The organism is Bradyrhizobium uaiense, from assembly GCF_010811875.1.
Classification (GTDB): Bacteria; Pseudomonadota; Alphaproteobacteria; order Rhizobiales; family Xanthobacteraceae; genus Bradyrhizobium; species Bradyrhizobium uaiense.
Genome location: NZ_VKHP01000437.1, coordinates 1 through 2,930, shown reverse-complemented (window position 1 = coordinate 2,930; position 2,930 = coordinate 1). Strand labels below are relative to the sequence as shown.

The window sequence follows — 2,930 nt, the reverse complement described above, 5'->3', positions numbered from 1 at the left end:
GCTGGCGATGGGCAGGACGCGGCTGTACGACTCGGTGAGGGCGGGACAGGGACGCTGGTGGGGGATGGGGAAGACGAAGGGGGGCGGACGCACGGCGGAGAGGAGCCGGGCGGTGGAGAGAAGCGGCCCGGCGATGTGCCGGTGGGCGCCGTGATGACGCCGCGCCACGAGGTCAGCCTGATCGACCTCGCAGCTCCCGCGCCCGACATCCTGTCGACGTTGCAGAAGAGCAATCACTCGCGCTGCGTAGTGTTCGACGGCAACCGCGATCATGCGCTCGGCATCGTGCAGGCCAAGGACGTGCTCGACGTCTACCTCGCCGGACAGACGCCCGACATCCGCGCGCTGACGCGCGATGCGCCGATCATTCCGGAAACCGTCGACGCCCGCGACGTGGTCGCCATCCTTCGTGACTCCGCGGTGCATATCGGCCTCGTGCATGACGAGTACGGCACCTTCCAGGGCGTCGTCACCAGCGCTGACATCCTCGAGGCCATTGTCGGCGCCTTCCACACCGAGGAAGGCCCGGCTGAGCCTGCCTATGTCAGGCGCGACGACGGCTCCTACCTGATTTCAGGCTGGATGCCTGCGCTCGAGTTCAGCGAACTGCTTGGCATCGTGCTGCCCTCGCCGCGGCCCTACCAGACCGCCGCCGGCTTCCTGCTGCATGCGTTCGGCGCGATCCCGGATACTGGCGCGAAAACCGCCACGCAGGGCTGGCAATTCGAGATCGTCGACCTCGACGGCCGGCGCATCGACAAGGTTCTGGCGAGCAAGCATACGGCGGCCTGACATTGCCAGCCGGCCGGCCTGTTGATAACGGGCAGGACAGCGAAACAGGCGGCCGCTGTGTGCTATCGGCATAACGGCCGCCGAAATCCCTCCGAGTGAACCCCACGGAATTGATCCCATGCGCATTACCCTTGTCGGTTCCCGCCATTTCGGCGTGACGACCCTGAGCATGCTGCGCGAGCACCACGTCACGCTCGTCAGAGTGGTCGTCCATGACGGCGAGGACCGGCTGGCGGCAGCCGCCAGGGCGGCCGGCATCGAGGTCGTGGTCCAGGCCGATCCAAAGCTGGTGACAGCCGCCGAGATCGCGCCGGGCACCGACCTGATCGTGACTGCCCACAGCCACGCGCGCGTCAGCAAGGAGGCGCTTGCCGTGGCCAAGCTTGGCGGCATCGGATACCACCCGTCGCTGCTGCCGCGTCACCGCGGCATCGCAGCGGTGGAATGGACCATCAAGGAAGGCGATCCGATCGCCGGCGGCAGCATCTATCACCTCGCCGATCGCATGGACGCCGGTGCGATCGCCGCCCAGGACTGGGTATTCGTCAAGAAAGGCGAGACCGCCCGCGATCTCTGGGAGCGCGCGCTGGCGCCGCTCGGTCTGCGTCTGCTCGCCCAGGTCATCGACTACGGCAAGGTCAATGGCTCGCTGCCGGCCAAGCCCCAGGATGAGCAGTTTGCGACCAAGGCGCCCAATCTGAGCCCCGGCAGGCACTGATCCACGACTTGGTATCTAAATACCCCAATCTTGAAGGGCGCGAGCACATTTCCCGTTCCTGGCCGGGAACCAGATTCAACATGATGTGTTTGAGTTCACAGGAACAATCGGGGGTTCCCGCAACGCAGCAAATTTTGAACACATTGTGACAGGATAAGCCGCGTCATCACACGAAATTACAGGGATTTGATTCATGCGTTCGATCCGCATTCGCGACCTGATTTTGGTCACTTCGGTCGCTTCGGCTGCCGCCCTCACCGCCGCTCCCGTTTCCGCTCAGCAGCCCTATGACGGCCTTTGGAACGTCACCGTCGTCACCAAGACCGGAAGCTGCGAGCCGTCGCAGAGCTCGACCGTGACCGTCGCCGAAGGAAAGATCTCGGCGCAGGGCGCAGCGGTCTCCGGCACCGTCGGCAGCGGGGGACTTGTGCGAGTCTCGATCAATGGTGCATATGCGAACGGACAACTCAGTGGCAACTCCGGATCGGGGAAGTGGAATGGGGCATCAGCTGGCGTACCGTGCAGCGGCCGATGGGAAGCATCCCGTCAGTAAGATCACCAGCGTATCGCGTTTCTTCGCCATCACGCGGCGGCCAGCAATCGCAGCCGCCGCGTTTTTCGTGACCGCACTCGCAAGCACCGCGGGCCATGCCCAGTCCGGACCATTCGCCGGCATGGCGGGCACTTGGTCGGGCGCCGGCACGGTGACCCTCGACGATGGCTCCAGCGAGCGGATTCGCTGCCGTGCGACCTATCACGTCGGCGGGCCCAGGATGACCATGAGCCTGACCTGCGCCAGCGACGCCTACAAGTTCAACCTGGCGGCCGACGTGCAGGCTGAAGGCAGCGCGGTCTCCGGCAACTGGAGCGAGACCAGCCGCAATGTCAGCGGCGACCTGCGTGGTCGCGGCGGCGGCGGCAACTTCCAGGTCGTGGCCAGCGCCCCCGGCTTCAATGCCGACATCTCGATGCGCACCTCAGGCAACAAGCAGTCGGTCACGATTAGGGCCGACAGCCAGTTCCGCGGCGCCAATATCACGCTGTCGAAGTAACCGGCCTTCAGACAACAACGCCCCCGGGATCCAAATCTCGAGGGCGTTTTTTGTTGGCCATGCGATCGCTAAGCTGTGCGTGGCTTGCCGAGATTCTCGGCGGTCTGTTGGATGGTGCGGGCGATCAACAGCGCCTGCTCCTTGTTGACCGCAAAGTCATGCACGCCTTTTTCCGTGGTCATGGAGATCACCATGATATCCGGCTGTTGCTCCGGCCAGCCGGTCGCGAACCCCGTGAGGAGCTCGGGCGCAATTTCCCGCCGTCGACGCTGCTCTATATCGACGGGCTGGTCGATCAGCGCGCCAAGGTCGAGATCGAGGTCACGGCGTTCGTGCCCGCAGCATAGGACATTCAGACATGAACAAGA

General features: G+C 64.6%; 5 protein-coding genes and 1 pseudogene. 5 read left to right on the top strand and 1 reads right to left on the bottom strand.

Annotated features, from left to right (window positions below; translation table 11 throughout):
• The 4 genes from FNJ47_RS45395 to FNJ47_RS45380 all read left to right on the top strand — a co-directional run.
• A partial coding sequence (locus tag FNJ47_RS45395; RefSeq protein ID WP_236000565.1) for a hemolysin family protein occupies nucleotides 1–792 on the top strand: 792 nt, incomplete at its 5' end.
• A 118-nt stretch (nucleotides 793–910) separates the two neighbouring features.
• The gene (locus FNJ47_RS45390; RefSeq protein WP_163163213.1) at nucleotides 911–1,510 is read left to right on the top strand and encodes a formyltransferase family protein; all 600 of its coding nucleotides are present in this window, start codon (nucleotides 911–913) and stop codon (nucleotides 1,508–1,510) included.
• Between the two features lie 193 nt (nucleotides 1,511–1,703).
• Nucleotides 1,704–2,063 carry a hypothetical protein gene (locus FNJ47_RS45385; RefSeq protein ID WP_236000564.1) on the top strand — a complete coding sequence of 120 codons (360 nt, stop codon included), beginning with the start codon at nucleotides 1,704–1,706 and terminating at the stop codon, nucleotides 2,061–2,063.
• A gap of 67 nt (nucleotides 2,064–2,130) precedes the next feature.
• Nucleotides 2,131–2,562: a hypothetical protein gene (locus FNJ47_RS45380; protein WP_347341821.1), complete on the top strand. Its 432-nt coding sequence runs from the start codon at nucleotides 2,131–2,133 to the stop codon at nucleotides 2,560–2,562.
• Between the two features lie 68 nt (nucleotides 2,563–2,630).
• Here FNJ47_RS45380 and FNJ47_RS45375 read toward each other — a convergent pair whose 3' ends face one another.
• The gene (locus FNJ47_RS45375; RefSeq protein WP_430649486.1) at nucleotides 2,631–2,816 is read right to left on the bottom strand and encodes a hypothetical protein; all 186 of its coding nucleotides are present in this window, start codon (nucleotides 2,814–2,816) and stop codon (nucleotides 2,631–2,633) included.
• Here FNJ47_RS45375 and FNJ47_RS54105 point away from each other — a divergent pair.
• Nucleotides 2,796–2,909: pseudogene (locus FNJ47_RS54105) on the top strand (RidA family protein); the annotation flags it as partial. The gene FNJ47_RS45375 and the pseudogene FNJ47_RS54105 overlap by 21 nt on opposite strands.
• Nucleotides 2,910–2,930: the final 21 nt, after the last annotated feature.

Excerpts from the sequence above, each read along its gene's own strand:
- FNJ47_RS45390 (WP_163163213.1), top strand. The coding sequence starts at position 911 with ATGCGCATTACCCTTGTCGGTTCCCGCCATTTCGGCGTGACGACCCTG.
- FNJ47_RS45385 (WP_236000564.1), top strand. The coding sequence starts at position 1,704 with ATGCGTTCGATCCGCATTCGCGACCTGATTTTGGTCACTTCGGTCGCT.